This window comes from Chloroflexota bacterium (genome assembly GCA_018825785.1).
Classification (GTDB): domain Bacteria; phylum Chloroflexota; class Dehalococcoidia; order JACVQG01; family JAHKAY01; genus JAHKAY01.
Genome location: JAHKAY010000037.1, coordinates 1 through 26,514, shown reverse-complemented (window position 1 = coordinate 26,514; position 26,514 = coordinate 1). Strand labels below are relative to the sequence as shown.

Annotated in this window: 29 protein-coding genes, 1 tRNA gene and 1 other RNA gene; 12 read left to right on the top strand and 19 right to left on the bottom strand. The window is 61.3% G+C overall.

Going from position 1 to position 26,514, the window contains the following annotated elements; genetic code table 11:
* The first annotated feature begins 1 nt into the window (after position 1).
* The 4 genes from ccmA to KJ624_05555 are packed head-to-tail and all read left to right on the top strand — an operon-like array spanning position 2 to position 2,174.
* Positions 2-697 (top strand): heme ABC exporter ATP-binding protein CcmA, encoded by a 696-nt coding sequence (ccmA, locus tag KJ624_05570; protein ID MBU2009283.1) that lies wholly within the window; start codon positions 2-4, stop codon positions 695-697.
* Complete coding sequence (locus KJ624_05565) at positions 694-1,350, top strand: heme exporter protein CcmB (protein MBU2009282.1); 657 nt, start codon at positions 694-696, stop codon at positions 1,348-1,350. Before ccmA ends, KJ624_05565 begins: the two co-directional genes overlap by 4 nt.
* On the top strand, positions 1,295-2,032 hold the full coding sequence (gene ccsA / locus KJ624_05560; GenBank protein ID MBU2009281.1) for a cytochrome c biogenesis protein CcsA: 738 nt from the start codon (positions 1,295-1,297) through the stop codon (positions 2,030-2,032). The genes KJ624_05565 and ccsA overlap by 56 nt, the downstream gene beginning before the upstream one ends.
* Before the next feature lies 1 nt (position 2,033).
* Entirely contained in the window at positions 2,034-2,174 is a 141-nt protein-coding gene (locus KJ624_05555) for a CcmD family protein (protein MBU2009280.1), read from the top strand.
* 17 nt (positions 2,175-2,191) lie between these two features.
* Here the strand turns inward: KJ624_05555 and KJ624_05550 are convergent, their stop codons facing one another.
* Complete coding sequence (locus tag KJ624_05550; GenBank protein MBU2009279.1) at positions 2,192-2,887, bottom strand: zinc metallopeptidase; 696 nt, start codon at positions 2,885-2,887, stop codon at positions 2,192-2,194.
* 93 nt (positions 2,888-2,980) lie between these two features.
* Between KJ624_05550 and KJ624_05545 the strand changes: the two genes are divergently transcribed.
* The gene (locus KJ624_05545) at positions 2,981-3,673 is read left to right on the top strand and encodes a hypothetical protein (protein ID MBU2009278.1); all 693 of its coding nucleotides are present in this window, start codon (positions 2,981-2,983) and stop codon (positions 3,671-3,673) included.
* 41 nt (positions 3,674-3,714) lie between these two features.
* An RNA gene (gene rnpB, locus KJ624_05540) (RNase P RNA component class A) lies at positions 3,715-4,124 on the top strand.
* A 361-nt stretch (positions 4,125-4,485) separates the two neighbouring features.
* On the opposite strand, the gene KJ624_05535 is transcribed toward rnpB, so the two are convergent.
* The 4 genes from KJ624_05535 to KJ624_05520 all read right to left on the bottom strand — a co-directional run bounded on the left by KJ624_05535 (position 4,486) and on the right by KJ624_05520 (position 7,596).
* Complete coding sequence (locus KJ624_05535) at positions 4,486-6,045, bottom strand: cytochrome c family protein (GenBank protein MBU2009277.1); 1,560 nt, start codon at positions 6,043-6,045, stop codon at positions 4,486-4,488.
* A gap of 92 nt (positions 6,046-6,137) precedes the next feature.
* A tRNA-Gly gene (locus KJ624_05530) sits at positions 6,138-6,212 on the bottom strand.
* A gap of 108 nt (positions 6,213-6,320) precedes the next feature.
* Entirely contained in the window at positions 6,321-7,022 is a 702-nt protein-coding gene (locus tag KJ624_05525; protein ID MBU2009276.1) for a hypothetical protein, read from the bottom strand.
* A gap of 82 nt (positions 7,023-7,104) precedes the next feature.
* Entirely contained in the window at positions 7,105-7,596 is a 492-nt protein-coding gene (locus KJ624_05520; GenBank protein MBU2009275.1) for a CvpA family protein, read from the bottom strand.
* A 228-nt stretch (positions 7,597-7,824) separates the two neighbouring features.
* Between KJ624_05520 and KJ624_05515 the strand changes: the two genes are divergently transcribed.
* The 4 genes from KJ624_05515 to KJ624_05500 all read left to right on the top strand — a co-directional run bounded on the left by KJ624_05515 (position 7,825) and on the right by KJ624_05500 (position 10,877).
* The gene (locus KJ624_05515; GenBank protein ID MBU2009274.1) at positions 7,825-8,331 is read left to right on the top strand and encodes a hypothetical protein; all 507 of its coding nucleotides are present in this window, start codon (positions 7,825-7,827) and stop codon (positions 8,329-8,331) included.
* A 111-nt stretch (positions 8,332-8,442) separates the two neighbouring features.
* Entirely contained in the window at positions 8,443-8,811 is a 369-nt protein-coding gene (locus tag KJ624_05510; GenBank protein MBU2009273.1) for a hypothetical protein, read from the top strand.
* Positions 8,812-8,954: 143 nt separating this feature from the next.
* Positions 8,955-10,589, top strand: a complete 1,635-nt coding sequence (locus KJ624_05505) for a hypothetical protein (protein ID MBU2009272.1) — start codon at positions 8,955-8,957, stop codon at positions 10,587-10,589.
* Positions 10,590-10,877, top strand: a complete 288-nt coding sequence (locus tag KJ624_05500; GenBank protein MBU2009271.1) for a hypothetical protein — start codon at positions 10,590-10,592, stop codon at positions 10,875-10,877.
* A gap of 95 nt (positions 10,878-10,972) precedes the next feature.
* On the opposite strand, the gene KJ624_05495 is transcribed toward KJ624_05500, so the two are convergent.
* From KJ624_05495 to KJ624_05470, 6 genes are all read right to left on the bottom strand, one after another.
* The gene (locus KJ624_05495; protein MBU2009270.1) at positions 10,973-11,158 is read right to left on the bottom strand and encodes a hypothetical protein; all 186 of its coding nucleotides are present in this window, start codon (positions 11,156-11,158) and stop codon (positions 10,973-10,975) included.
* Positions 11,159-11,330: 172 nt separating this feature from the next.
* Positions 11,331-11,564 carry a hypothetical protein gene (locus KJ624_05490; protein MBU2009269.1) on the bottom strand — a complete coding sequence of 78 codons (234 nt, stop codon included), beginning with the start codon at positions 11,562-11,564 and terminating at the stop codon, positions 11,331-11,333.
* 160 nt (positions 11,565-11,724) lie between these two features.
* Positions 11,725-12,504, bottom strand: a complete 780-nt coding sequence (locus tag KJ624_05485; GenBank protein MBU2009268.1) for a hypothetical protein — start codon at positions 12,502-12,504, stop codon at positions 11,725-11,727.
* A gap of 177 nt (positions 12,505-12,681) precedes the next feature.
* A complete protein-coding gene (locus tag KJ624_05480) occupies positions 12,682-13,623 on the bottom strand; it encodes a hypothetical protein (protein MBU2009267.1) in 942 nt (313 codons plus the stop codon).
* Entirely contained in the window at positions 13,616-13,936 is a 321-nt protein-coding gene (locus KJ624_05475) for a PqqD family protein (GenBank protein MBU2009266.1), read from the bottom strand. Before KJ624_05475 ends, KJ624_05480 begins: the two co-directional genes overlap by 8 nt.
* 18 nt (positions 13,937-13,954) lie before the next feature.
* On the bottom strand, positions 13,955-14,596 hold the full coding sequence (locus tag KJ624_05470) for a hypothetical protein (protein MBU2009265.1): 642 nt from the start codon (positions 14,594-14,596) through the stop codon (positions 13,955-13,957).
* A gap of 557 nt (positions 14,597-15,153) precedes the next feature.
* Between KJ624_05470 and KJ624_05465 the strand changes: the two genes are divergently transcribed.
* Both KJ624_05465 and KJ624_05460 read left to right on the top strand, forming a co-directional pair.
* Positions 15,154-15,564, top strand: coding sequence for a hypothetical protein (locus KJ624_05465; GenBank protein MBU2009264.1), 411 nt, complete (start codon positions 15,154-15,156; stop codon positions 15,562-15,564).
* Positions 15,565-16,083: 519 nt separating this feature from the next.
* A complete protein-coding gene (locus KJ624_05460) occupies positions 16,084-16,548 on the top strand; it encodes a hypothetical protein (GenBank protein MBU2009263.1) in 465 nt (154 codons plus the stop codon).
* Positions 16,549-16,857: 309 nt separating this feature from the next.
* Here KJ624_05460 and moaA read toward each other — a convergent pair whose 3' ends face one another.
* From moaA to KJ624_05420, 8 genes are all read right to left on the bottom strand, one after another.
* Positions 16,858-17,832, bottom strand: coding sequence for a GTP 3',8-cyclase MoaA (gene moaA / locus KJ624_05455; protein ID MBU2009262.1), 975 nt, complete (start codon positions 17,830-17,832; stop codon positions 16,858-16,860).
* A gap of 78 nt (positions 17,833-17,910) precedes the next feature.
* Positions 17,911-18,729, bottom strand: a complete 819-nt coding sequence (fdhD, locus tag KJ624_05450; protein MBU2009261.1) for a formate dehydrogenase accessory sulfurtransferase FdhD — start codon at positions 18,727-18,729, stop codon at positions 17,911-17,913.
* A 5-nt stretch (positions 18,730-18,734) separates the two neighbouring features.
* Positions 18,735-19,613, bottom strand: a complete 879-nt coding sequence (locus tag KJ624_05445) for a formate dehydrogenase accessory protein FdhE (protein MBU2009260.1) — start codon at positions 19,611-19,613, stop codon at positions 18,735-18,737.
* Positions 19,614-19,620: 7 nt separating this feature from the next.
* The gene (gene hybB, locus KJ624_05440) at positions 19,621-20,805 is read right to left on the bottom strand and encodes a Ni/Fe-hydrogenase cytochrome b subunit (protein MBU2009259.1); all 1,185 of its coding nucleotides are present in this window, start codon (positions 20,803-20,805) and stop codon (positions 19,621-19,623) included.
* Between the two features lie 3 nt (positions 20,806-20,808).
* Positions 20,809-21,606, bottom strand: a complete 798-nt coding sequence (locus KJ624_05435; GenBank protein ID MBU2009258.1) for a 4Fe-4S dicluster domain-containing protein — start codon at positions 21,604-21,606, stop codon at positions 20,809-20,811.
* A 4-nt stretch (positions 21,607-21,610) separates the two neighbouring features.
* Positions 21,611-24,673, bottom strand: coding sequence for a formate dehydrogenase-N subunit alpha (gene fdnG / locus KJ624_05430; protein ID MBU2009257.1), 3,063 nt, complete (start codon positions 24,671-24,673; stop codon positions 21,611-21,613).
* Positions 24,674-25,051: 378 nt separating this feature from the next.
* Positions 25,052-25,558, bottom strand: coding sequence for a hypothetical protein (locus KJ624_05425; protein ID MBU2009256.1), 507 nt, complete (start codon positions 25,556-25,558; stop codon positions 25,052-25,054).
* A gap of 57 nt (positions 25,559-25,615) precedes the next feature.
* Positions 25,616-26,014: a hypothetical protein gene (locus KJ624_05420; protein ID MBU2009255.1), complete on the bottom strand. Its 399-nt coding sequence runs from the start codon at positions 26,012-26,014 to the stop codon at positions 25,616-25,618.
* Between the last annotated feature and the right edge of the window lie 500 nt (positions 26,015-26,514).

Sequence of the window (26,514 nt, the reverse complement as noted above, 5' to 3'; positions counted from 1 at the left end):
TATGATTGAGATAGAAGACCTGGGCAAGGTCTTTGGCAGCCGCTGGGTGCTCCGGGGCCTCAACCTGCGGGTTGAAAAAGGGGAGTTTGTCACCATCCTGGGCCCCAACGGCTCGGGAAAGACCACCCTCCTCAAGGTCCTGGCCACCCTCCTCAGGCCCTCCCAGGGCAGGATGAGAATAGGCGGCCGGGACTTGAAGGACGGGGCTGAGATGAGGCGGCTCCTGGGCTTTGTGGGACATGAGAGCCTCCTCTACGAGGACCTTACCTCCCTGGAGAACCTGCGGTTCTATGCCAGGATGTATGATGTGCCCGGGCCCGAGGCCCGGATAGAGGCCCTGGCCGAGGAGATGGACCTGGCCCCCTTCCTGGGGGAAAAGGCGCGAAACCTCTCCCACGGCATGAAGAAGCGCCTCTCCATTGCCCGGGCCCTCATACACAACCCCCCTGTCATCCTCCTGGATGAGCCCGAGACGGGCCTGGACCAGAGGGCCACCTCTATCTTTGTAGAGACCCTGGAACGCTTTATGGGGGAGAGGACCGTGGTCATGACCACCCACAACCTGGAGCGGGGACTGAGGATGGGGGACCGGGTGGTCATCCTCTCCCAGGGGAAAATAACCTACGAGGGGAGAAAGCCCCTGGACCCCGCAACCTTCCCGGAGACCTACTGCAAATATACCGGGACCCGGCCGTGAGGAAGGCCCTGGTCATCATCTGGAAGGATGTCCTATCCGAGGCCCGGGCCAAGGACCTCCTCACCTCTTTCCTCCTCTATGCCCTGCTGTCCATGCTCATCTTCTACTTCGCCCTGAGCCCGGACATTGTGGACGATGCAGCGGCTGGGGTCCTGTGGGTGGCCTTTACCTTCGCCGGGATGCTGGGCCTCTCCCGTTCCTTCTTCCTGGAGAGGGAGAGGGGAGGGATAGACGGGCTTATGCTCTGCCCGGTGGAGCGGGAGGTGGTCTTCCTGGGGAAAGTGGGGAGCGGTTTCCTGTTCATGTTTGTGGCAGAGCTGCTCATCATGCCCGTCTTTTCCATCTTTATGAACCTGCCCATTATCATCCCCCGCCTGGTCCTGGTGGCCTTCCTGGCCACCATCGGCTTTGTCTCCCTGGGGACCCTCTTTGCCGCCATGGCCGCCAACACCCGGGCCCAGGAGCTGATGCTCCCCCTCCTCTTCCTGCCCACAGCGGTGCCCCTTATCATTGCGGCAGTGGAGGGCTCCGCCGGGGTGCTGGCCGGGGCCCCCTGGGGGGAGATAACCCCCTGGCTCCAGATGATTCTGGCCTTTGATGCCATATTCTTTGTCCTGGCTATCTTTGCTTTCCCATATGTGCTGGAGACCTGAGGAGGAAAAGATGAAAGTCCTTGACCGCGTCCTCTGGGCCCTGGGGCTGGTGGGAATTCTGTCTGCCCTTTATCTCGTCTTCATGTGGGTGCCCACCGCCGATGTCCGGGAGGGGATTGCCCAGCGCATCTTCTACTTCCATGTCCCTATGGCCTGGATTTCCTTCCTGGCCTTCTCCCTGACCTTTGTGGGCAGTATCATCTACCTGGTGAGGGGGGGGAAGGGCTGGGACCACCTGGCGTATGCCGGGGCGGAGATAGGGGTGGTCTTCGCCTTCCTTAACATTGCTACCGGCTCTATCTGGGCCAGGCCAGCCTGGGGCCACTGGTGGGTGTGGGACCCCCGACTTACCTCCATGCTGGTGCTGTGGCTCATCTATGTCGGCTACCTCCTCCTGCGCTCCTACGCCCCCGCCCACCAGGCCCCCCGCTTTGCCGCCGTAGTGGGCATCGCGGGCTTCCTTGATGTCCCCATCGTGTATTTTGCCATCCGCTTGTGGCGCACCCTCCACCCCGGCCCAGTCATCGGCACCGGAGGGGGCCTCCACCCCACCATGCTCACTACCTTACTCTTCAGCCTGGCCGCCTTCACCCTCTTCTTCATCCTTCTGGCCAAGCTCCGGGTGGCGTTGAGGGGCGCGGAGGCGGAAATAGAAGAACTGAAAGAAGCCTGGAGGGAATAAAATGGATACCTTTCCCTATCTCTTTGCCGGCTACAGCCTTATCTGGCTGGTGACCTTCCTCTACATCCTGCGCATTATGAGAAGGCAACAGGAACTCCGCCGGGAGCTGGAGGCCCTCAAACAGGCCAGGAAGAAAGAGTAGCTAGGGAACCCGGGCTTCTAGTCCCGCCGGCTCAAGCCCATGGCCAGGAAGACAAAGTAGGCCAGGCTGGACACCGCCTGGAGCAGGGCAGCTACATAGGTGAGAGCGGCGGCAGAAAGGACCGCACTGGTGGCCCGCCCCTCCTCCGCCGAGACGACCAGCCCCGTGGCCTGGAGCATCTGTTTTGCCCGGCGGGAGGCGTCCAGCTCCACCGGCAGGGTGACCAGGGAGAAGAGCACCCCCGCGCTGAAGAGGGCAACCCCTGCCCAGGTCAGCCCCGCCACCCCCACAATTATCCCCAGGATGAAGAAGATACAGCCCAGGGAGGAGCCCACATTGGCCGCAGGAACCAGGGCAGCCCGCAGCCTCATTGGGCCATAGCCCAGCCGGTCCTGAAGGGCATGGCCTATCTCGTGGGCCACAATCCCAAGCGAGGCCACCGAGGCACTGCCGTATATGTCCCGGGAGAAACGCAGCACCTTCTTCCGGGGGTCATAGTGGTCGGTCAGGACCCCGGGGTGCTCCTCTATCTTCACCTCGCCCATGCCGTGGACGCCCAGAAGGGTGCGGGCCGCCTCATAGCCCGTAATCCCCTTCATATTCCTTACCTTGGAATACTTCCCGTAGGCCGAGCGCACTTTGGCCTGGGCGTAGAACATGACCAGAAGCGCCGGAGCGGCAAAGAGCAAATATACAGGGTCAAAGAAGAACATATCCCCCCAACCTCCTACTGTTAATATTCTACAGGTTGTGTCCCTCGCCAGCAAGGGCTTTCTGGGACCAGCCCACCGTGATATCATTGGGCTATGACGGCCCGGCTTCTCTATGAACTGGAGGCCCTGGACCGGGAACGGGAGTCCAAGGAGGAAACCCTGGCCCGGGTGGAGAGCGAGCTTGGCCAGCGCCAGGAGGTGGCCCAGGCCGAAGAGGCCGTGGCCGAAGCCCAGCGATACCTCCAGGAGCTCCAGAAACAGGAGCGGGATGCCAACTGGGCCCTGGACGACATCCAGCAGAAGATAAGGACCATGGAAGAGAAGCTCTACAGCGGCAAGGTCACCAACCCCAAAGAGCTCTCCGCCATGCAGCAGGATGTTGGGCTTCTGGCGGAGAAGCGCAAAAAGCTGGAGGACAAGGTCCTGGGGGTCATGGAGAAGATAGAGGATGCCCGGGGGAGCCTCCATAACCGGATGGTCCACCTGAGAGACGTGGAGCTCAAGTGGCAAGAACGCCAGCAGCAGCTGGCCAGAGAGCAAAAGGAGCTTAAGGAGGCCTGGGCCTCCCTTAATAGGCTGAGGGAGGCCCAGGCCTCCCGAATTCCCCCTGCCCACCTCCAGCAGTATGAAGAGACCCGCCGGAGCCGCCACCCCGCAGTAGCCAGGGTAGAGCAGGGGATGTGCCAGGGGTGTCGTATTGCCCTGCCCGTGGGGCTGATGCAGCGGGCCCGGGGCCAGGAACTGGTCCCCTGCCCCTCATGCAGCCGTATCCTCCTCCAACCCTGAGAGTTGAATACTTTCCAGGGATGGTCTAAACTGGAGTTGGGCAAGGGGGCTGGGTGGCCGCCGCCGCCTTTGGCGGGGGAGGAAAGTCCGGGCTCCACCGGGCAGGGTGCTGGGTAACCCCCAGGAGGGGCGACCCTACGGAAAGTGCCACAGAAACATACCGCCGCCCTCGGGCGGTAAGGGTGAAATGGCGGGGTAAGAGCCCACCGGCGTCGGGGCGACCCGGCGGCCGAGAAAACCCCACCCGGAGCAAGACCGAATAGGGGGGCCTCAGGGTGCCCGGCCAGTGGTCCGCATTAGCGGGCCCGGCCCCCGGGTAGGTCGCTGGAGGTGGCGGGTAACCGCCACCCTAGAGAGATGGCCACCACCCTCCCCCGGCCAGGAAGAAGGCCGTCGCTGTAAACTGGCTGGGAAGGGGGTACAGAACCCGGCTTACAGGCCCCCTTGGCCCCTAATCTGCATTTGACATTTTTCCCCAGCCCACAGTAGTCTTATGCGTGGGGGGAACCATGCGTCTACTCGCCGGGATACAAGAGCTCATTGGCCGCCCCAGAGGAAATAGCTAACAATCCGGTCTACGAATACCCCCACTGGCTGGTGCGTCCCCTGTTCGCCCTGCTCTGGTATCTAAGGCCGGTGCCCGCGCCAGCTTCATACCTGCCTTTCATCATGTACCGGTGGACCGCCAGCAATGCCCGAATCAAGCAAGGGCTCGGCTGGAGGCCGCTTCACTCCACGCGGGAAGCTGTAGCCTCCTTGCCCGGGGGGGCCTAGACGGAGCTGGGAATCACGAAAGGGGGGGCGGCTTTCTACTAGCTGATGGGGGCAACGGCCAGGGAAGCCAAAGCCATATCAATAATGGGCAACCGGGGCGCTTCTTTCCCCAGCAACTCATTGACCAGCTCCTGGGGAGCCAACCGATAGCGCAGGGTGGCTTTTATGTCAAGCGGGGCCGCTGCATCAGCGGGCAGCAAGAAGGTGTAGCCCGCTCTGTCAAAACCTTTGGGGGGGATGCGGCGGTCAAAGAGCACATGGGTGGCCATGACCAGGTTCGCAGTCGGCTTCCCCGAGGCGTCCCCTACCACCGTGCCGAAGATGACCGCCCCGGGGTCCAGCCTGCCCTCCTCGTCCACAGCGCCGGAATGAAAGAGCTCCCGGCCGGTGGCATCCTTTACCGTTACCTCCAGCCACATCTGGCGTATCTCGGTAGAGCCTGTCGGCAGATAGTGGCCAGCGCCCACATTGTTGACCTTCACCTCAAAAGTGGCCAGCCCCCCTGGCCGCCACCCCTCCGCCGGCAAGAGCTCAATGGTGGCGGCATTCTTCAGGCGCTCCTCCGCCATCTGAGCGCTAACGGCGGCACCGGGGAGGGCGGGCACAGCTGAGTTCCCCCCAACGAAGTAATGGGTATAGATGTGCGGCCGCTGGGGACCGCCCAGGGCTGCCTGGCCCGGGTTGTCCGGGCGCGCCGTGGAGCCGGTGGCGGGGATGCCGGGACGCTGGCGCATGTGGCAGTCCTGACACGGCACCGTGGTGGCCGGGTCGCCGGTGTTGTAGGGCCCGCTGCGCCACTCGGTATAGGTCCGCTCAATGGGAGTGCCGAAAGAGACGTGGGCAACCTCGTGGCACATGCCGCAGAACTCGGCCCGGGTGTGAAGCTCTGAATACTCCGAACCATGATATGGCGACCGAGCATCCGCGAAAGGCCCCCGCTTGACACCCGGCGCCTGTGGACCGTTCCCGGGCTCCACGAGGAAGGGGGCATTGCCGATTCCCGCGGAGGCCTTTACCGAATGACAGAAATCGCAAAAAATGCCCTCATCGAAAGGGGCGCTGACGGCGTCGTAGTCCCCCTCGGAAGTGACTATTTCCCCGGCAAGATGGCCGGCGGGCGTATGGCAGCGCACGCACGTCTGGGCCTCCTTTCTCTGGGCATCCGTCTCCACCTGGGCCAGGAAGTGCTTGGAGAGCTCCTGGAAGACAGGGTCTTGCAGGGCCAGAGCGTGCATGCTTCCCTTCCACTGGGAATATATATCGGCGTGGCAGGTCCTGCAGGTGGCGGGGGGGATGAACTGGGCCGGCTGGAACTCCCCTGGCAAGCTGGGCAAAGCAGCCAAGTCTAAATTACCGGGCCGTTGAGACTGGGGCCAGGGCCAGAGGGGGGCCCAGTCCCTTATCCCGTCTATGAAGCTTTGTATTCTCTGGGGGAAGGTTCTGGGAGTCGGCCCCGGGGAAACCTGGGCGGTGGGAGCAGGGGTCGGCGCTGGCGTGGCTGTGGGATGGGGAGTGAGGGTGGGCCTGGTCTGCCTGCAAGCACCCACCCACACCAGGACCATCAGCACCAGCGCTGCCGCAATGGCACCGGTTCTCAATGCCCGACCCGAGCCAGGCTTCCTCATTGCCCATATGATAGCCCACAGGATGGAGATAGTTCAAGAGAGAGGGTGGCCATCAGAGGAAAGGGTGGAGCGGGAGACGGGATTCGAACCCGCGACAACTTGCTTGGAAGGCAAGAGCTCTACCCCTGAGCTACTCCCGCTCTCATCCATTATAGAGGGCCTGGCCTGAGCCTGTCCACCACCGGGAGAGGCTCCCCGGGAAGGGCCTTGGTGACGGGCAGAAACAGGTCCCCGGCCCCCTAAGAGTCTTACGGACGCCTCTGGAACAGGGCCAGGAACCTGTCCTCATACTCGGGCCAGAGGCCCCAGCAATCCAGCTCAACCTTCAGCTCCGATGGGCCCACCTGGCCCTCTCTCACCTGGAAAAAGAGCTCGTCAATCCGCCGCCGGGCATCCAGCGGGACGCCGGCCCGGTCAATCTCCAGGAGCCCCCTCCTGCCCAGGTCCATCACATTGCTCTGCAGGGAACGGAGGGTAAACTCGTGGATAAACCTGAGGAGACAGACATCCCACAGCTCATCCACCCCCTTGATGACACAGTCCAGGGCTGTTCCCTCCCTCTCCAGCTTCTCTGTTAGCTTCTGGGCCAGCTGGTCCAGGGGCTCCGAGACGATGGAGAGGCCCTCGACCTCATTGCGGTACCTGTAGAGGAGGGCCGGTGAGGAATGCTCCTCCTGCGCCATCTTCTCCAGATACCTTCTGGCGTGGTGGCTGAACCCCTCGAGGTTCAGGAGGTAGTAGGGAGTCACCACCCTGGGCCTTTCGGCAATGACCTGGCCTTCTCTGACTACTGTTTCCCCTTCCCCGGCCACCAAGTCAGCATAGGCAGGGGCGGTGAGCAGGTGATAGCGGACCTTTGTGATACCAAAGGTCTCCAGGGCCTGCCGGGGAGGCCTCAGCACCTGGGTGTGCCTGACGGCGTATTCCAGCCTTTCGTCCTCAGTTTCCATGCGCTCTCTTCAGACCTGCCCTTCTCCAACTGGATTATAAGATAGGCAATATGGAGAGGAAAGGGGGCCTTCTTTCCTGGGCCTAACGGAAGAAAGTCCTCACCCGGTCAAACTCCTCGGGGAGGAGGGCCAGGAGCAGGGGAAATCGCTCCACGATGAGGCCGGCGAAAAAGGAGTCCCCGATAAGTCCCTCCGGGGCGAGGCCTGGGAAGAGGAGGATGATGGCCAGGAGGGTCCCCCAGGCCATCATCGCCAAGAGGAGACCCAGCACCGCCCCCAGGAGCCCGTTGAGCCACCCCAGGAGGATGAGGGAAAGTGCCCGGCTAACCAGGGAGGCCACCAGGCTGGCAGCAAATATCACCGCCAGAAGGATGAGGACAAAGGAGATTATCTGCATGCTGCTGGCCTGAGAGTGAAAGACCCGCTCCGCCAGGGCCTGGTAGTACCTCCCCGCCAGGTGGACCCCTATCACCAGTCCCACCAGCGGCAGCACCATCCCCACAATACCTTTCCTCAGGCCCGTATATGCCCCAAGGGCCAGGGTAATGCCGACCAGGATATCCAGCCCGTTCATCAGAGTCAGGACAATGATAGCCCCACTCCAGGGCCCTTTTCAACCGGCCAAATAGTCCTGGGAGGGCTTGCGCCGGCCACCTGTCATTTAAGCAGGGTTTTTCGCCGCCAGCAAGACAAAAGACGCTTGACGCCAAGCCACTGCCATGGTAGTATTTAGCTCATCTGTTCTGGTGTGCCTTTTCCGATGGCGTTGCCAGATGGATTGAGAGATGAGAAAGGAGGAACTGTGGTTGGGGTAAAGGCGGAGCAGAAAAAGCGGAGGCATGGGCATCTCAAGCTGAAGACCCGGTTTATCATCAGAAAGTTCGCCGATGACGAGGCTCATCGGCGGGACCAGCCCTACAAGGTCTCCCAGGTCGAGGGCAATATCGGCCTCAATGAGGGCATGGCCGAGCTGCTGGACCTGGCCTGTGGCCTGGGCACCCCCACGGCCTACAACAACGCCAACGCTCGGGTGGGGGTAGGGGACAGCACCACGGCGGAGGCTGCCACCCAGACCGGGCTCCTGGGGACCAGCACGGCCTTTAAGGCTATGGACGCGACCTACCCCTCCAGGTCGGCCCAGACCGTGAGCTTCCGGGGGACTTTCGGGGGAACCGAGGCCAACTTCGCCTGGCAGGAGTTCACCGTGGACACGGCGCTACCCCCAACAAGAACCTGGTCCGCAAGGTATCGGCTCAGGGCACCAAGACCAGTGGGCAGACCTGGGAGCTCACCATCCAGGTCACAATGAGCTAGGAGGCCGACGAAATGCCGACCAGGGTTGGGATAGACCAAGGGAGAAGCACCGTAGCAAGAGAAAAGGGGATTATTTGCCAGCAGACCCTATCCTAGGGAGGGAAAGATGATAAGGACAACGACCTGGAGACCGGATACCTGCGAGTGCGTCCTGGAATACAGTTGGGATGATGCTACCTCGGAGGCTTCACGAGTCCACTCGCTTGCTAAGGTAGTCAAGCTCTGTCCTGCCCACAGATTGCTTGGCGGAGTCGGCCTCTATGATGAGGTGGTCAGTGAGAATCGGAGGAAAAACCGCACCTATGATACCGCCAAGGCTCAGCTAGGCGCTCTGGACCCGGAAGGCTGGCTTTGGTATTACGACACGGCAAGGGTCCTCCAGGTGGTCATCCCCAACCTCACCGCTTCGCAGAAAAATCAGCTCCAGAGTGCTTGCGACACAGCTTTTGGGGCTGGGAAGGTGAAAATCAACTAATGCCCACCTATCCGTTGGTGGCTGGGCACAGCACGGGCGTTGTCCTGTCCGCCTCCGCTACGAAGTATCATAATCCCTCTGGGGGGTTTACTGAGTCGGGCGCCGAAGCCCGCCATCAGGCAATCGCCAGGGACAGTTATACCTTGGCCGACCTCTATGTGAGGGTGCTCGCCAACGCCACCACCGCCTCTTCAACGGTGAGGAGCAGGAAGAATACAGCAAACGGTGCTCAAAGCGTCTCCATAGGGGCTGGGGCCACAGGGGTCTTCCAGGACTCCGTTAACTCCGACAACCTGGTAGCAGGGGACCTCTTCAATACCCAGACAGTTGTGGGCGCAGGCGGCTCTTTGACCCTGGCAATTATCGCCTACACCCTTGCCACGGCCAGCAACACCACCCCAGTCTTAATCGCTGGGGATGTGGTTTCCACATCGGTGAACTTTGGGACCACCACATACGCTCCTATAGGGGGGGAGGCCAGATACAACACCACCGAGTCCCGCTCCCAGTATATCTTTCGGGTGGCCGCCACGTTGTCCAACTTCCGCATCTATGTCCAGTCCAACAGTGTGAATGGCACCACCACGGTCAGGACCAGAAAAAACGCTGCCGACGGTGCCCAGTCCGTCTCCGTAGGGGCTTCCACAACGGGGGCTTTTGAGGACACGGTGAACTCTGATTCCATCGCTTCAGGAGATGCCGTGGCCTACCAGGTGGCCACTGGCGGGTCTTCGGGCTCCTTCGCGATTATGATTTGGCAGATGAAATCAAACTCGGCGGGGAGACAGGTAATCGCCGCAAACCCCGGCACCAACACGATTGCTTATGGCATCACAAGATATGTTCCGTTGGAGGCAGGGGTTCAGGCCTACGCTACTACCGAAGCAAATACCCAGGTGGCGGCCCAGGCTAGCTTCACGGCCAAAAATCTATTTGTAAGGGTGCCGACCAACAGTCTGAACGGGAACTCCACTTTCACCTTGAGACAGAACGCAGGGAATAGCACACTTTCGGTTACGGTTGGTAGCGGCGCAACTGGGACATTTGAGGATACAACCAATGCCATTTCCTGTGTTGCTACCGACCTCTTGGACTGGGGGGTGGTAACTGGCGGGTCTTCTGGCTCAATGGTGATAACCTACATCGGGTTTGAGCTGGCCCAGCCTGCGGGAGTTACCCAGAAAACCGTCACCGACGCCCTGGCCCTGGCCGATGACGCCCCAGGCATTTCGGCCAAGCTAACTCTCACTGAAGCTCTCGGGGTGGCGGAAGCCCTCCCCTCAGGAACTCCCAAAGCCTCCCTTAGCCTGTCCGAGAGCCTCGGCTTAGCCGAAGCACTCCCTTCCGGGACACCAAAAGCTTTCCTGAGCCTGGTTGAAGTCTTGGCCCTTGCCGATGCCCTATCAGTGAATACGGGGGCCGTTCAGAAGCTAGTTGCGGATGCCCTGGCCCTGGCAGAGACCCTTTCCTTAAAGGGATTTGTCTCCCTGACCCAGGGACTGAACATCTCTGACGCCCTGGGGACCACAGCCAGGCTCACTGTGGCCGATGCCCTGGCCCTGGTCGAGACGGCGAGCCCAAAGCAGTTCAAGAGCATTGCTGATAGCCTGGCCCTGGCTGACCAGGTGGCGGCGGCGGTGCTGGTCGTCCGGTTGCTGGTGCTGGCCTCTCTGGCGAAGGAGGGCCTTGAGATGAGTGGGACGACGGGCCCGGCCCTGACCATGAGTGCCGTCTCGGGGAGAGGGCTCCAGCTTGAAGCTACTATGAAGGGGGGCTGAATGGCAGTTTTCCAGCGAGGTGAAACAGTCGTTCTCAGCCTGGAGGTGAAGGACAGCGCGGGGAGCTACGTGGACCCCGCCAGCACGCCTACCATCAAGGTGAAGGACCCGGCTGGGACAGTGGTTGTGAACGAGGCGCAGATGGTGAAGGACGCTGTGGGCAAGTATCACTACGATTACACCTCAGCGGACACGGCGGCGTCGGGGCCCTATAATGTGCGCTACAAAGCTGTCGACGGGTCAAGAACCACGAAGCTGAGAGACAGCTTCGTGGTGGAGGAGGACTAGGCTCTCACCGCGCCCAGCGGGGGCACGATAACCCTTCCTGCTTCGGTTGCGGAACGCTTATGGCTCATGGTGACGCAGGCTGTCTTCCAGCCTTTCTAGTCGCTTGAGTCCATGTATGCCAGTTCCTGAGTGCTGACCTTGACACCCCGCTTCACATAGGCCCTGTGCTTTGCCCGCTCGATGTATCCGACGACGTTATGTTGGCCGCCATATATTGGCTCACGGAGACAGCTAACCCAGGTTATCTTCTTTGGGAGGTCCTCTATCTCAACTACTACCATTTCTCTTACCCCCTTCCGGTTTTCCCTGTCCTGAGCACGCCCCAATTTTTAGCACAGGATGGTTAATGAACAGGTAAAACAAGGGGGGCACGGTGTAAAGAAGCGGTAGAGATGTGGTAAAAAGAGGGCGACTAGGGAAAACCAGGTGGAGCTGGGGGGATTCTCTTGCGCTTCAAACCCCTGGGCCGCTGTCCTCGGTTCCCTTCGACAGCGCAACCTCTATCTGGCCCCATACGTGGGCGAGGAGCACCAGGAGAGAGAGAAAGAACAGGCTGGTCACGATGCCGGCCCACTTGAGGCCGATGAGCCAGGCAAAACCGATACCTGCGCCCACGAACCAGAGCAGTAGGATGGTAAGGCCCCACGCCCTGGCGATATTCAGCGCCCTTGTGAACATCTCCCTCATCCCCCTCCAGCAAATCCCTCAGACTGGGCCGCCAGCCCTGACCATCCTAGGCCCTGCCTGCTACCATTTCAAGGGCATGACTGACATGCCTGGGGCAATTCAAACCCAATTCAAACTGTCCGGCGCTGGCGACCACGGTGCCCAGGAGACCGAGCGCACCCTACTTCCGATTACCATCGCCCCCGTCCCCCTCTTCATCCTCCTCGCCATCCTCAGCGTGAGGCTTCGGCTCAAAGTCCAAGAGGAACCCGTGGGCGGCGAGTCCATCAACGTAGACAGCGCCCCAGGCGTTCCACCCATACCCGAACTGGATGTTCAGCTTCTTGACCTCGGCCTTGATGCCCTGGGCGTGAATGTATTGGTCCCACTGCGCCAGGGAAACATATCCCGGGTCGCGACCAACAGGCCAGGCATCTCCACCGAAAGTCCAGGCATCCCAAGAGGCTCCAGCGGGAACGGTGACCGTGGACCAGCCCCCAGCATCAGGCTCCGTCCAAACAGGGCTGTAGTTAAGCATGGACACCCAGACATCGTGGGTGTCGTCATACAGGATAATCGATACAAAGAGGGGGCCGTGGACTCCGGGCGGACCTGGCTTTGCCCTGAACGAGACGCCGTCGTAGATAGACATGCCCTGACCCACGTGCTCGCCCGGCATAGCCACCTCAGCGTTAAGCCCCAGGTTGTAGACTTCTCCTATCACACCCTGAGGGATAGAAAGTCTCACCGAGTTGCGGCCCAATATCGTTTCCTCAGTGCGAAATCCGGCCACGGAGCCGCTCATGCCGTGGGTCGCAAAGACCGGTGTAGTTACAACGCTGGTCCCCGCCGCAAGCATAGGCAAAGCACCCAGCACCAACAGCGCAGCACCCATGCCGGCGCTACCTAAGACCTTCCCCCTCATCCCCCCACCCCTTTCCAGAGGTGCCTTCCTGGCCATTCCGCAAATGCCCCCTGCCGAATTCTACCCCTTCGGTCCTTTAGAACTACACTCTCACTAGCCCCGTTATGAATGAAGAGGCATCTTAACAGCAAAGGTGTTGAAGAAGAAGATAGAGAGGCAAAACCAATATGCGAAGCTGGGAACCCCATCACCAGCCCCCGATAAGGCGGGCTGCTACCGCAATCCAGGCCCCCCCCTGAGCTGGGTAAGCCGCGCCACCAGCGAGCCAGCTTCCCGGAGAGACCCAGCAGCCAGCGTAAAACATTCAGACTCTTTTACCAGGCGTACGAGGACACCCATTGCCCGGGTCCCCAGCTGACGCAGGTTCAGGGACTGTTCCAGCAGCAGTGTCAGGGCGGCTGGTTTTGGCAACGGCTCCAGGATGGTAGACGCCCCGGCCCTGCGGGAAGGCACAATGATGAACCTGACCGGAGGACCGGCCCACCGCCCCCCGCTTCTCAGCCGATGGGACGGGTCCAGGTGGTAGAGGCCGCCTTCACCCGAGGGTAGCCAGCCGCCAGCAGGTGCCACAAAGGGAAAGGCCTCTGCGAGTTTGCGCCAGCCGTCTGCTTTCAGTGAGATGACCTTGGGGAAGGGGCGCAGGCGCCCATCGTCGGTCACCACTGCAACCTCATCGGAGAAGTACTGGAAACCGTTCGCAGCCAGCGCGGCCGCAGTCAAGCTCTTGCCAGCACCGGAAGCGCCGGGGAATAGGATACCGCACCCCCCATGAGCAAGGGCCGCAGCATGGATGAGGACATATCGATGGCCCAGGTGCTCCGCTATGGCGTTGCAGATGGACCTTTCCAGGTATGTCGCCAGAGCATCCCGGTCCCAGGTCCTCAGCACCACGCGCCCGCCCGTGGCTACCTGGTATGCCCGCTGATGAGCCTGGTTGCGGACGCAGGAAACCACATAGTCCTGGCGCCCAGGCGGTACTGTGGCAACAACACCCTCCTGGCCAGGGAATATGGTCCGCAGGTGGTCTGCCAGCCCCGGCTCATTGGTCCGCAGGGCGATTCGAAGGTTGAGGACGGCAAACTCCTCCTCCCTCCAATCAGCGACAGATATATCCGGGGGCGAAGGCGGCGTCCCCAAGGCGAGGGAGCTAGGCATCATACCCTGGGGGAGCCCGGAGCAGGCCTTTCCTCAGAAAATCAGCCAGTGTCTCCCTGACGTCGCTTTCCACACCGGGCACGTCCCAATTGAAAAGGGCTGCCAGTTCGGCAACGATATCAGCCTCCGTATGGCGGCCGTCGCACAGCAACCATATAGCTGCGGCCGTAGCATTCAGGAAGTGGACCTGTTCAACACTGGGTTCACACAGGATAAGCTGGCCCTCGACCCCGTATTCCAGAAGGCCGCTGGCCCGGAGCGGCAGCCTATGCTCCCCAGACTTCGCGCCGGTCCGTAGCCTCTCCGCATGCATGTGGCGCCCGCCCGCTCCCTAGAGCGTGAGCAACACCGCCAGTCTGTCCTTCGTCGCAAGGGCGAAAGCTCGGTCGCCGCTGCTAACGCCCTGGGCGGAATAGGGGTATGTTCCCTCCAGCGAGAGCGCATCGGTTATGGCGCCACCTAGTGTCCCGCCGCCGGGAAGAGGAGAGCTTGGGGACAGATTGACGCCGGCCGGCACAGGCAAGCCTGAAGAGACAAGACGGATGGTGAGCTGCACTGCCAGCAGGAAGGCCCGCAGGATAGTCATCTCTTTCCCGGGATTTGCGCTCCATTTGTCAAAGATAGCATCGGCTTTTGGTATATTGTTGTCGGCAATGGTGCCGCTCAGCAGGCCCAGGAACTGTGCCTGAGTGTACTGATTCCGCCAGTTCTTCCAGTAGCCGGGGGTGAGCCCGGCAGCCGGTGTGGGTGTAGGAGTAGGAGTAGGAGTGGGGGTAGCATAGACGCCATTGGCATACGCCTTTGACACGCCCACAGTGAGCAGGGATGGCTTGACGTACGAAAGGCCCACTACTGCTGCCGTGCCCACGCCCAGACGCCGCAGCAGGGCCCGCCGCGTAACAAGTCTGCCGCCCCCTTTTGGCCCGCCAGGGCCTGTTCCCATTCCTGGTGTTTCTCGCTCACTACTAGCCATGTATTCCTCCTCGGTCCTTTGGACCAACCTCTTCAATAAGCGATTGTAGAGGATGCCATGTTTTTTGGGGGTTAAAATGAAGTTAGAAATTGGTTAGAAATGCTTCCCTTGAGCGAAGGTCCGACCCGGGTGCCGAACTCAGCCAGCACAGAGCGCAGTTGAAACGGGAAACGTTAACAAAATGTTTGCAGGCCCCCGAGGAACAGATATCGGGGAGGGCGGATTTGAACCGCCGACCACCTGAACCCCATTTGAGGCGAGAAAAAGCTGGCCTCCCCTCGCCTCCTTTCGTGACTAGGCTAGCACCCTGGACTAGCAGTGTCAATGCCGTTGCGCTGGGAGGTCTTGGATTGCCCAGGCAATTGACCTCAGGTGCGCGTCCCCGTCTGCTGCGAATACTGCAGACGCCGGGTCCAGAATTGGCATAATAGCCAAGCGACACCATTGAATTACCACACGCCCACCACAGACCGCGCACTGACTCAGCGCTGATTAGCGTTGACCAACCACAGACGACCGCTGACCTGAAGGAGGCCATCTATGGTATACTGGCAGCGATGGCCAAGTGCAAGCTGTGCGGTGTTGAGGTGCCCAGCAGGCAGATTCCCAAGCACCGCTGGGAGGTCCACCCCAAGGAGGCTCGGCGGCAGCTCGAAGCTGCTCGCCACAAAGCCAACGTAGTTCTGCGGTCGAGGCACGGGGAGACCAGAAAGCCCTGGAAGGGGGGCAAGGCCGAGCCCCGGGCCAAGGTGACCTCAGACATAGCCGAGGCCCAGACGGTAACCATCGTCCCCAAGACCTTCACGATGAGTTCCGTGTTGCTGTGGCAGGCGAGGGAGGCTGCCATCCGGGAATGGAACTGGCCTGCCGACATCAGCCTTGAGGATTTTGTGGATACCTACCTCTATAGGTCCTTCAAGCAAAGGGGTATCATACTGGGTGGCTATCAGGTGTTGGGGAAGGACTAGAGACCGAGACAGTATGGGGTGCCTGGCAGTCCAGAAGTGGGCGGGGGAAGGAGCGACCGGCCAGGCAGATTTGCGGAGGGTCAGGCTCCGCGCGAAGTACCGCTATCCTCCAATCCTGCAACTCGGCGGACCGTGACTGGACAACTTGTCCTTCGGTTACATGAGTTATGGCACGTTCACCACCATCCGCCCCTTCGCAACACTCTGCTGCTTCAGAGCGACTTCGCTTCGAACAACCTGACCACGCGGATGCCATTCTGCGGGATAGACCCCACGGTTGACATCAGCCCAAGGAATTCCCAAAATGGATTATTGACTGCTGGGCTTGGCTCATTGCGGGCCCTGTGAACCGCCAGCGAGGTACAGGCATCCAGCAGTTGGCGGCAATGCCGGGAGCAACTGACGTTTGTTTCTCATCGGCCAAGAGAGTAGACTTCTCAAGGGCGTATGAAGCAACGGCAGCGTTACTTATCGGCTCCCTGAATATCCCCCGCCAATCTGTACTGGCGATGTTGGGCAATGCGAGATTTCAACGAAGCTGACCGAAAAAAGAAGAACATGAGGATTCGGACACAGGAAGATCCTGGGGACCTTTCCAAAAAAGCGCTTTCACAGCTGGAAGATACGGTGAAAGCGTCATTAATAGACGGATATTTGCCGTGTCCCGTTGCCTGGAGGATCGCCAAAGAAGCCAATGTCCCTAAAGTCGTCATAGGGGAAATTGCCGATAGGCTAGGGCTTCGCATAACGAATTGTCAGCTTGGTTGCTTTAAATCAGAGAGAACTTTCTATGACGACTCGGTTCGTAGAAGTACAGACGGTAACATCATCACCATGCTTGAAGCATTGAAAGGAGACAATCAGCTTACCTGTGCCAGAGTGTTTGATCTGGCGCGGCTATCTGGATTAAAGCCAATAGTCATTGCGAATGAGGCGAATGCTCGGAATTTGAAAATCCACAGCTGCCAACTGGGGTGTTTTTAGTCGTTATCGGGTTGTCTGCCCTTCCGTGCGTACTTCGGGGTAGTGTGGTGACAGACTCAGTCATAAGAATAGTGCCACATAATTCTCTCTGGCGTATTCCCCGTTGCCCAGTGCTCGCCATCTAGCTGAACCAGCACTAAATGCGAGGGTTGGCAAATGGCAGCTTGCTGTCGTACTGTGCTTTGAAACATTTTAGCATATCCTGCTTCAGTACTGCGGCTCGTTACTTCCCGCCCTAAGACGAGCAACTGGTCATACCCGTCTACCCGCCAGACTAGTCGTTGAACGCTCTCCAAACCTAGATAATGCCTAGCCGCCAAGGCGCGACATGCGCTTGAGGTCCAGCGGCCTGTTCTCTTCCAGACGGTGCTTCAGCGGCTTGCTGGCCACCACCTGCCGGATGAGGCCCTTCAACTCCTCGGCTGAGGCGCCCGCACTGAGTGGAGACCTGAGGTTCACCTCGGTATCGTTGAGAAGGCAGGGCCGGAGCCTCCCCTCAGCGGTAAGGCGGAGGCGGTTGCAGGCGAAGCAGAAGTGCTGGCTCACCGGCGAGATGAAGCCGATGGTGCCCCTGGACCCGGGGAGACGGAAATAGCGGGCAGGCCCGCAACCCCTGCTCAGAGCCGGCGACAGTGGGCCAAAAGCCTCCTCAAGCCGGGACGCTATCCGGGGCGCGGGTAAAGCGGGGAGACCCAGGGCCTGGCCGAAGGGCATGATCTCAATGAAGCGGACGTGCCAGCCCTTCACGCTCCTCTGCCCGAAGGCCAAAAGCTCGTCGTCGTTAACCCCTGGCATCACCACCGTGTTGACCTTCACCGGGTCCAGGCCGACCTCACCAGCCGCCTCAATCCCCTTGAGAACCGCCTCCGGCCCGTCCCCGCCGGTGATACGTCGAAAGCGCTCGGGATTGAACGTGTCGAGGCTGACGTTGACCCTCCTCAGCCCGGCCTTCTTCAAATCGGAGGCAAGGCCCGCGAGAAGGAGGCCATTCGTGGTAAGGGAGAGGTCGTCCAGCCCCGGTATTGCTGCGAGCATTGAGACCAGGTCCACCAGCCCGGCTCTCACCAGAGGCTCGCCCCCAGTAAGCCGCAGCTTGCTGATTCCCAGCCCCACCGCCGCCGCGGCCACCCGGGCTATCTCCTCGTAGCTGAGGACGTTCTCGCGGGGGAGCAGGGGCACGCCCTTCTCGGGCATGCAGTAGAAACACCTCAGATTGCAGCGGTCGGTGACCGATATGCGCAGATAGTCAATGGGCCGGTGAAACGAGTCGGAGAGTCCGGTCATTCTGCTTCGATTCTAGCAGAAACCGGCGCGGCCCGCATACACTGACTCTGCTGGAAGCGTTGACTCGACCTGCTGCGCCTAGGCTGCCTCGGCTACTAGCCGTGCTTCCAGGTCAGCACCCTGGACCCTCTCCTCGTGGGAATACACGGACAGGCGGGTGCCACGGGCGTAGCCGACAAGGGTGATCCCGAGCCCATCGGCCAGAGAAATGGCGCGCTCTGTTGGGGCGCTGCGGGAGACGACGACGGGCGTCCGCATCCGGGCCGCCTTGTACAGCATCTCCGAGGAAACGCGCCCTGTCGTCAGGAGCATTGCTTCCCTGGTCGGCGTGTTCGTCAGCAGGCACTCCCCCTGGATCTTGTCCAGCGTATTGTGCCTGCCGATATCCTCCGCCACTATCAGGAGGTGTCTGGCGCTGGACAGCGCAGAGGCATGGACTCCGCCGCAGCACTGGAATAGCTCCGCTCTCTCGTGCAGTTCCCGCATGCGCGACAGCAGGTCAACCGGAGCGACCAGCAGATTCGAGTCCACCCTCTCCGCGTCCCTCCGGAAGCTTGTTCCCCCGCCGCACCCTGAGGTGAGCGTCCTCCGCGACGGCGGGAAGTAGTCGCCCCTTAGCCTGACGTCTGCCACCGACTCCTCCTCGCAGACCCTCATGCTGGCGACCTCGTCAACGGTCCGGATGAGCCCCTCAGAGTGCAGGAAGCCGAGGACCAGGCATGTCAAGTTGGTCGGCGTGCACAGCGTGCTGACAAGCTCCCTGCCATTCACATAGATGGCGAGTTCAATCTCCCTTGGCACCGCGCAAGGCTTGGTGAGCCACTCGCCCGAGGAGAACTGCCTGCATGCCATGCCTGGCTTCGCGCCGGGGGCCAGCTCCTCCACCCCTTCTTCCATCTCGCCTAGCTCGCCCGGGCTGCCCGCTGCGGACACTGTCCACTGTCGCCCGGGCTGTATCCCTCTTCTTCCGCGAGGCAGTCTAGGGGCAGCATGGCCATGACTTCAACCTGCGGGGTAAGCGGCTGCGGCAGCATTTTGCCGTCGGAGGTCTTGACGTACTTCCGGCACTTCTCGCAGACGTCCACCCTGTGGCCGGGGTCGCCCTCGAGGTGGAAGTACCGGAGCTTGTCCTGTTCTGTGTTCCTGCAGAAAGGGCAGCCGATTCTTTGGAACTCCCACTCGGTGCGGCAGAGCGAGCAGTGCAGCATCCTCCTGCCGTCTCTGCGTATCTGTGCCATCCCCGGGGGGCTGCCGCAGACAGGGCATGAGCCGGAGCGCCATGACAATCCCCGCAGCAACTCGCGGTATCTCGAGGCCTCGCGCTCATAGAAAGGCGTCATCAGCGTACGCATAAAGAACGCGAGGCCCGCCTGCTCCAGGCCGGTCTCCTCTGAGAGCTTCGCGAGGGCGGAACCGGGGTGGTTTCGCAGCTCATGGACGAGCGACGGCAGGTGCTCCTCGCTCATCTGCCTGGCTCCCAGGAGACTTTCAGCCGAGAAATCCTCGTTCCACTTCTGCCATATCATCGCCAGGGAACGGGCAGCTTCGCGCAGGAGGGCCTGGGGCACGGACGGCGCTCCCTCTTCCAGCAGCAGCCCGCACCGGGACAGCCTCTCCATTGAGCGGGCGGGGTCGGCGGGCTCCACCGATCCCAGCCGTGCTTTGAGGTCCTCCTGGAACCGGAAGATGTCTGCGTGCATTCCCGCCACCTCTTGCATCTCAGGGAAGAGCCGGACGTAGCGCGCCATCTCCTGTTCCAACCGCGGGAGCACTTCGGTCATTCCCTTCCTACTCCGCTTCCACGACCGCCCCGGCGCTCTTGAGGCCGGGCGTCGAGGGCTTGTGCGCATATGCCGCGAACACGGCTGTGTACTTGACGGCGAGCTTGAACGCGAGAAGGGCAGCTGAGACCAGGCCGATGGTGACGGCGAACTCCATCCACGATGGGAAGTAGCCAACCTGCCAGGTGTTGGGGAAGCCAAGCAGGCTCGTATTGAGCCGGTTCAGTACGGCCCCGCCAATAAGCAGCGAGGCTGCGCCGAATAGCCATCCGGGAGAGTTCCTCAGCCGCGCGATGGAGAGAATCAGCACCGGGAGGACCATGCCAACGCCCGTCTCTACGAGGAACAACGCCCCCTGGGCGTTCCAGGTGAAATCCCACAACCTGCCGGTCGCAATGAGGTTCCAGAACCTGATGGCCAAGTAGCCCACCCAGACAAAGACAGCCGCCCTTGCCAGCCCCGTCAGTACCTTCATCTCCAGCCCCTGCTTGAACACCTTCGCGCTGATAAAGGACTCGAAGATGACCATCGCCAGGCCTATTCCCACCGCGGAGATGAAGAAGAGGTAGGGCAACAGGGACGTGTACCACAGTGGGCTGAGCTCCGGGGTGATGAGGAAGAGGGAGCCCAGCGAGGACTGGTGAAGGGTGGACAGTGTGATGCCCAGAATCACCAGGGGTATGATGATCATGCGCATGAAATTCACCAGCCTGGCCAAGCGCAGCTTCTCCCAGATGCTCGAGCTGAACTCGAGGGCCAGCACAGAGAGGTAGAGCATGACGCACCAGGCAACCTCGAACATCACCGAGTGCTCCTGCCAGAACACGATGGGGTGCCAGATGCGGTATGGCCGCCCGATGTCCAGCACTATGCCAACCGCCACCAAGATGTAGCCCAGGAACGCCGTGAGAATCGCCGGTCTCACAACCGGCCTGTATTTCTCGAGGCCGAATATGTACACAATAGCTGCCAGAGTGAACCCTCCGGCGGCCAGGGCAACGCCGGCGACGACATCGAAGCCGATCCAGAGGCCCCAGGGCACGCCATCGCTGAGGTTCGTTGTCGCGCCCAGGCCGGTGGCCAGCCGCAGCGCCGCTACTGACACTCCCACCACGACCAGCGCTACCAGCAGCCAGGTCCCCGGAGTGTTCAGCCGGACTTCCGCCTGCTTGGGATCCGCAATGCTCTTCATCTTCTACCTCTTCGCCTTCTTGGAGATGCTGTTCGCCCCGTTCTTCTCGCGGCGCTGGATAATCCACCATGTGCCGCTCATTACCGCGGCCACGCCCAGCACCTCCCAGGGGATCTTGGACAGGGCCTCCCAGGTGCGCTCCGGGTACGGTTCAAGGGAGATGTCTGTCTTGAAGCCAAGGCGGTCAAAGGGGACTCCGGCCAGGTACATCACGCTGGTGCCGCCGGCTTCGTCTTTGCCGTAGATGTAGTTGACGTAGCGGCCCGGCGTGGCCTGGATCCTCCCCTGGGCCTCCGCGATAAGCTCATCGCGCTCCCCGAACTGAATAGCGTTTGTGAGGCATGTCTTGGCGCAGGCCGGCTCCTGGCCATCGGCAAGGCGGTCGGCGCAGAACGTGCACTTGGCGATGACCGGCTGGGCCGAGTCCCAGGTGAACTTGGGTATGCTGAAGGGACAGGCCACCATGCAGTAGCGACAGCCCATGCACCGGGCGGCATCATAGGTGACCGGGCCCTCTTCAGTCTTCTGGAGTGCGCCCACGGGGCACGCGGACACGCAGGCGGGTTCCAGGCAGTGGAAGCACCTCTTGTGGACGAAGTTCCAGGTGGGGTGGCCTGCCCGGTTGGGCACCTCGCGGAAGTCCACATGCGTCCAGGTGTAGGCGCTGAGTTCCTTGGGGTTGGTCCAAGAGGTGCTGACGGACGTCTTCTCGCCCGGAAGCTCGTTCCACTGCTTGCAGGCCACCTGACACCCGCGGCACCCCGTACACCTGGTGACATCTATGAGCAGAGCTTTTGCCATCTTATCACCCCCAAACCTGCGGCCGGCCCTTTTCGACTGTGCTGCTTGCTACCTGGCTCGGAGCTTTCTCCACATTGCAGAGGAAGGTCTTGAACTCGGGCATCATCGTGTTAGCGTCTCCAACGTGCGGGGTCAGCAGGTTGGCGCTCGGCCCCGTCGCGAGTCCCATGTAGCCCCAGTGCCAGGGGAGAGCTACCTGGTGCACCACCCGGCCATTAATCTGGAGCGGCTGGAGCCGGTGAGTCACCACGGCGTTGCATTCGATAATGCCCCTGGCCGAGACAAGTGTGACCCGGTCCCCGTCCTTGATCCCTTTCTCCATGGCGAGGTCATGGCATACCTCCACGAACATCTCCGGGAAGAGCTCCACGAGCCAGGGGAGGTTTCGAGTCATCTGCCCCGCCTGCCAGTGCTCGGAGAGCCGGAAGGTGGTTGCGACAATCGGGTACCGCCTGGAGTCACCACGCGGGTTCAGGTCACCCTTCCAGATCACTGCCGCCGGGTTGAACTGGGTCCGCGATAGCGGGTTGTCTATCGGGCTCTCCCAGGGCTCGTAGTGCTCCGGCAGCGGCCCGTCAGCCAGTATGCGGTGGCAGAAGAGCGAAGCGTGACCCGACGGCTTCATGATGAAAGGCCGCGAGATGTGCTCGGGATCGGTGGCGATCGGGGCTTGGCCCCCATCGGGGATATCTCCCATCCACTTCTTCTGGGCCTCGTCCCACCAGATTACGGGCTTGTCCGGGTTCCAGGGGCGGCCGTTGAGGTCCACCGAGGCCCTGTTGTAGATGATGCGCCGGTTGACCGGCCAGGACCACGCCCATTCAGGGTACATTCCCATCCCCGTGGGGTCATTGAGGCTGCGGCGAGCCATGAGGTTCCCTGCCTCGGGGAAGGAGCCGCAGTAGATCCAGTTGCCGGAGCTCGTGGTCCCGTCGTCCTTGAGGTTGGCGAAGGAGCCCATGAGCTTGCCGGTGGCGAGGTCATACCCATTGATCTCCTTCGCCACTCTGGCGGGGTCCGGCGGGTCGCCGTAGTCCCAGGTGAGATTCAGGATGGCTTCGGCGTTGGGCCCGGGCTCCACGGCGTAAAGGTCCTTGAGCCTGTGGACGAGTCCCGTCAAGATATCCAGATCTGCCCTGGCCTGGCCGGGGGGCTCGACCGCCTTGTATCTCCACTGGGCCCAGCGCCCGCTGTTGGTTATGCTGCCCTCTTTCTCGTAGGAGGCAGCGGCCGGAAGCAGGAAGACCTCGGTCTTGATAGCAGCAGTGTCCGCGCCCGGCCTCTTCCAGAAGGCGGCAGTCTCGGTCTCCCACAGGTCCACTGCGACCATCCACTCGAGGTTCTCCAGTGCGCGGCGCTCAAGCGTGGAGTTGGGGCCCCCGACCGCCGGGTTCTGTCCCCAGAGCAGGAACCCCTTGACGTCTCCCTTGGACATCTCCTCGAAGATGGCCATGTGGTCGTAGGCCCTTGCCACCTTCGGGAGGTAGTTATAGCCGAACTCATTGTCCTTCGTTGCATGCTCGCCGTACCAGGCCTTGAGCATGCTCACGACGTACTTGGGGCTGTTCTGCCACCAGTTGGCGGCCGTAGAGTCGTTGGCGCTTGGAATCAGCTTCTTTGTGTACTGCGCCAGCGTCGTATCCTCCACCCGGTTGACAGCCAGATACCCCGGGAGGACATTCCACAGCATGGCATGGTCGGTGGAGCCCTGGACGTTGGACTCCCCTCTCATGGCATTGATGCCGCCGCCGGAAATGCCGATGTTGGCCAGCAGCAACTGGAGTATCCCGTAGGCCCTGATGTTCTGGGTGCCCACCGTGTGCTGGGTGGTGCCCATGGCATAGAGGATGGTCCCCGCCTTCGTTGCACTGCCTGTGGCGGCAAAGGTCTTCACTGCATCCAGGTATGTGTCCTTGGGGGTACCGGTGATATTGCAGACGGTGTCGATGTCGTAGCGTGCGAAGTGCTTCTTGAGCAGCTGGAAGACGCAGTTGGGCGCCTTGAGAGTGGGGTCCTTCTTGGGCCACCCGTCATCACCCCTCTCGTAGTCCCAGGTCGTCCGGTCGTAGGCGCGGGTAGCCTCGGCGTAGCCTGAGAACAGCCCGTCCAGGTCTCCAGGGCCCTGGAAGTCCTTCCGGACCAGGAAGGATGCGTTGGAGTATTCGGTGACATAGGCCATGTTGAATTCCTGGGGGTAGCGCTCCATCTGGTTTATCACGTAGTTGATCATGCCGCCGATGAACGCTATGTCGGTCCCCGAGCGGAACTTGCAGTAGATATCAGCCCTCGACGACGTCCTGGTGAAGCGGGGGTCTGCGCTTATGAGAATCGCGCCCTTCTCCCGGGCCTTGTTGATCCATTGGAACGATGCGGGGTGGTTCTCGGCCGGGTTCGCGCCAATAGCCAGGATACAGTCGGAGTTGGCGATGTCGTTCCAGTGGTTGGTCATCGCCCCGCGACCGAATGAGGCCGCCAGGCTGGTGACGGTCGTTGAGTGACACAGGCGGGCCTGGTGCTCTATCCGGCAGACGCCCAGCGCCCTCATCGCTTTGCTTATCGTGTAGCACTCTTCGTTGTCCAGGGCGGCCCCGCCGAGGGAAGCGATGGCCTCCGCGCGGTTCACCAGCCGCCCCTGGTCGTCACGTTCCGTGAAATACGAATCCCTTGTGCTCTTTATCCTGGCCGCGATTCGGTCCAGCGCCCAATCCCATTCCACCACTTGCCACTCGGTCCCGCCGGGCGGCCGGTAGAGCACGCTTTTCAGCCGGCGCTCGTTGTTGTGGACTTGGGCGAGAGCCGCGCCCTTTGAACAGGCGGCCCCGCCGTTTATGGGGTGGTCGGGGTCTCCTTCAAGGTTGACGAGCTTGCCGCCCTCGGTGCCAACGATGAAGCCGCAGCCCGAGCCGCAGAAGGGGCACACGGTTGTGGTCTCCTTGCCCCATTGCTTGCTGGCCCTCTTCGCCACGGCGGCCAGCGCCTTCCTCTGCCTCCCGGTGAGGCCGGCGAGCGCAGATATGCCGCCGACACCCGCGCCCAGCTTCAGAAATTGCCGTCTGGAGATATGCAAAGCTCAACCTCCTCTTCAGACTACCAATTCGGCGACCGCACCCCAGCCGCTGCACTAAAATGGGGATGCCTGATTTCGCAAGTGCCACAAGACAGGAGCGCTAGTGAATCTGCTCACACACTTCCATTGTGAAGCGGATTGGTGAATATGTCAGTAAACAGAAGGTAACAACTGGTGAATGCCTGCGGGCCCAGTGACGGGCCACAGCCCGGGTGAGGGGCAGGAACGCCTCCAGGCGTGCCGCTGCGCCGTCGCCTGCGGCCTGGACAGGGGTCAGAATGGTGGTCATGGTGGTCATGCGGATGGGCAAAAAGAAAGGCCCCCCAGAGGCTCCACCGTTGGGTGAAACCCCTGGGGGGCTGGACAGCTATTTATTCCCTAGCTGGCCAGGTATTGTGCTACGGCCCGTTGGCAGCGGGCAAAGATGCTTTCCTCAAGCTCCCTGGGGAGCTTGCCTTTCTTGTAGCGGACTAACTTCCGCCTTGCGTTCTTGCTTATCTCCACCCCCGCCAGGTCAACCCATATCACCTTCTCCAGGGCGGGTATCTCCACCTTCGCCACCCGCCTGAAGGTGAAGGCCCCCACCCCCACCGCCTCTATCTTCCAGAGGGGGCGTTCCGCCAGGTATATCTCCCTGGCGATGCTGTCAAACGGCCCCCGCCTGAGTATCTCGGGGAGGGAGTGAAGCATCCTCTTCTCCCGCCTCCAGCTTTCCTCCCGCTCTTCCCTGTCCTCGGCTTTCCAGACCTCTATCACCATCTCGGCGTAGGGGTCAACAAGTTGGCCAGTTCCCAGCTCCAGGAGAAACCGGCCTCCCGACTGGAGGAAGTGCTGGACGAGAAACGCCTGCCTTTCGGGGGTGGACCACAAAGGTAATGCCCTCATAGTCCACCTTCCTTTCTGCTGAGCGGGGTGGAGCTGGAGCCGTGGGCCAGTTTTCCTTTAGGCGGGGACTGCGACGGGCTCGGCGTCCCTGGCGGGCTCGGCCTCGGCCTTCTCCACCACCGCCAGGGCTTCGGTCAAAACCTTGGTATCCATCTGGTAGATGACCTCGCCCTTCTTCCTGGCGGCGTCGGACTGGGCCTTGTAGGCGTCAGGCATCGCCCGCTGGACATTCTCGGCGTAGGAGACAAGCCCCGCCTGGAAGTTCTCCCGCACCATCCGCACCTGGTCGCTGAACTCCTTGACCAGGCGCAGCACGGGCCTGCCGTTGTCCGCTATCTTGGCGGAGCCGTCCTTCTCCCTGGCGAGCCTCACAGGGGCTCCCAGGGCCTCGTGGGATATGCGGGTCTGCCCTTCGGTGTTGGTGGCGGTGAAGAAGGGAACCCACACCCCGAACACAGGGATACTCCAGCTTCGCCTGTCGGCGGTGCGTTCGGGTCAGGGCTGGAGCAGGGCTGAGATGTAGCCTGGGGTAGTGGTATCGGTTTTCTTGGGCATTGGGCCTCCTCTTTTCAGATTTGGCCCACGGCCTCCAGCTCCACCCCGCCCAGCTTGTGGGCGTAGAGCGTGCGGTCTAGTCCCACTAGAGCGAGAAAATATACTTTCCTCCCCTATTCTCTAGTGAAGGGCTTGCCTTTCGGCTTTCCCTCGGCTCACCTTTCGGCTTGCCTTTCGGCTAGTCCACTATGTTGACGCTATCCCTGAATAGGGCTTTCGGCTTCCCGGAAAGAGGCGTCCTTCCCAGTTAGTCTCTTCACCTTCACCTAGAGGTATTGGCCTTTCGGTATTGGCATACCTATTCGGCTTGCTACGGCCCCCGTTCAACTGCTATATGCCCCAGGGGGTCAGCTATCGGCCATACATCGGCGGGGTCATTCGTTCAGCCCTTGCTTTAAGGG

Coding starts and splice junctions, on each gene's coding strand:
- ccmA (MBU2009283.1), top strand. CDS start 2: ATGATTGAGATAGAAGACCTGGGCAAGGTCTTTGGCAGCCGCTGGGTG.
- KJ624_05490 (MBU2009269.1), bottom strand. CDS start 11,564: ATGAGGGAGATGTTCACAAGGGCGCTGAATATCGCCAGGGCGTGGGGC.
- moaA (MBU2009262.1), bottom strand. CDS start 17,832: ATGACCGGACTCTCCGACTCGTTTCACCGGCCCATTGACTATCTGCGC.
- KJ624_05460 (MBU2009263.1), top strand. CDS start 16,084: ATGCGAGATTTCAACGAAGCTGACCGAAAAAAGAAGAACATGAGGATT.
- fdhD (MBU2009261.1), bottom strand. CDS start 18,729: ATGGAAGAAGGGGTGGAGGAGCTGGCCCCCGGCGCGAAGCCAGGCATG.
- KJ624_05465 (MBU2009264.1), top strand. CDS start 15,154: ATGGCCAAGTGCAAGCTGTGCGGTGTTGAGGTGCCCAGCAGGCAGATT.
- KJ624_05470 (MBU2009265.1), bottom strand. CDS start 14,596: ATGGCTAGTAGTGAGCGAGAAACACCAGGAATGGGAACAGGCCCTGGC.
- KJ624_05495 (MBU2009270.1), bottom strand. CDS start 11,158: ATGGTAGTAGTTGAGATAGAGGACCTCCCAAAGAAGATAACCTGGGTT.
- hybB (MBU2009259.1), bottom strand. CDS start 20,805: ATGAAGAGCATTGCGGATCCCAAGCAGGCGGAAGTCCGGCTGAACACT.
- KJ624_05485 (MBU2009268.1), bottom strand. CDS start 12,504: ATGGCCAGGAAGGCACCTCTGGAAAGGGGTGGGGGGATGAGGGGGAAG.
- KJ624_05475 (MBU2009266.1), bottom strand. CDS start 13,936: ATGCATGCGGAGAGGCTACGGACCGGCGCGAAGTCTGGGGAGCATAGG.
- KJ624_05520 (MBU2009275.1), bottom strand. CDS start 7,596: ATGAACGGGCTGGATATCCTGGTCGGCATTACCCTGGCCCTTGGGGCA.
- KJ624_05510 (MBU2009273.1), top strand. CDS start 8,443: ATGATAAGGACAACGACCTGGAGACCGGATACCTGCGAGTGCGTCCTG.
- KJ624_05525 (MBU2009276.1), bottom strand. CDS start 7,022: ATGGAAACTGAGGACGAAAGGCTGGAATACGCCGTCAGGCACACCCAG.
- KJ624_05435 (MBU2009258.1), bottom strand. CDS start 21,606: ATGGCAAAAGCTCTGCTCATAGATGTCACCAGGTGTACGGGGTGCCGC.
- ccsA (MBU2009281.1), top strand. CDS start 1,295: ATGCCATATTCTTTGTCCTGGCTATCTTTGCTTTCCCATATGTGCTGG.
- KJ624_05445 (MBU2009260.1), bottom strand. CDS start 19,613: ATGACCGAAGTGCTCCCGCGGTTGGAACAGGAGATGGCGCGCTACGTC.
- KJ624_05550 (MBU2009279.1), bottom strand. CDS start 2,887: ATGTTCTTCTTTGACCCTGTATATTTGCTCTTTGCCGCTCCGGCGCTT.
- KJ624_05480 (MBU2009267.1), bottom strand. CDS start 13,623: ATGCCTAGCTCCCTCGCCTTGGGGACGCCGCCTTCGCCCCCGGATATA.
- KJ624_05545 (MBU2009278.1), top strand. CDS start 2,981: ATGACGGCCCGGCTTCTCTATGAACTGGAGGCCCTGGACCGGGAACGG.
- KJ624_05425 (MBU2009256.1), bottom strand. CDS start 25,558: ATGAGGGCATTACCTTTGTGGTCCACCCCCGAAAGGCAGGCGTTTCTC.
- KJ624_05500 (MBU2009271.1), top strand. CDS start 10,590: ATGGCAGTTTTCCAGCGAGGTGAAACAGTCGTTCTCAGCCTGGAGGTG.
- KJ624_05555 (MBU2009280.1), top strand. CDS start 2,034: ATGGATACCTTTCCCTATCTCTTTGCCGGCTACAGCCTTATCTGGCTG.